The 354-nt window shown below is 44.9% G+C and carries 1 rRNA gene; it reads left to right on the forward strand.

Going from position 1 to position 354, the window contains the following annotated elements:
* A 16S ribosomal RNA gene (locus ACZYR5_RS29605) occupies nt 1-78 on the forward strand; the annotation flags it as partial.
* Between the last annotated feature and the right edge of the window lie 276 nt (nt 79-354).

Here is a 354-nt window from a genome sequence, read left to right on the forward strand (position 1 = left end):
ACCACGGTGTGATTCATGACTGGGGTGAAGTCGTAACAAGGTAGCCGTAGGGGAACCTGCGGCTGGATCACCTCCTTAATCGACGACATCAGCTGCTGCATAAGCTCCCACACGAATTGCTTGATTCCTTGTAGAAGACGAGAACAGCCCTGCGGTCCGGGGGTTGTTGTGTGTCGTAAAGCTTAGAAATGAGCATTCCAGCGTGAATGTTGATTTCTGATCTTTAAGATTAGATCGTTCTTTAAAAATTTGGGTATGTGATAGAAAGATAGACTGAACGTTACTTTCACTGGTAACGGATCAGGCTAAGGTAAAATTTGTGAGTGACTCTTAAGAGTTTTGCGAATTTTCGGC

The organism is Pseudomonas sp. F007, assembly GCF_057814275.1.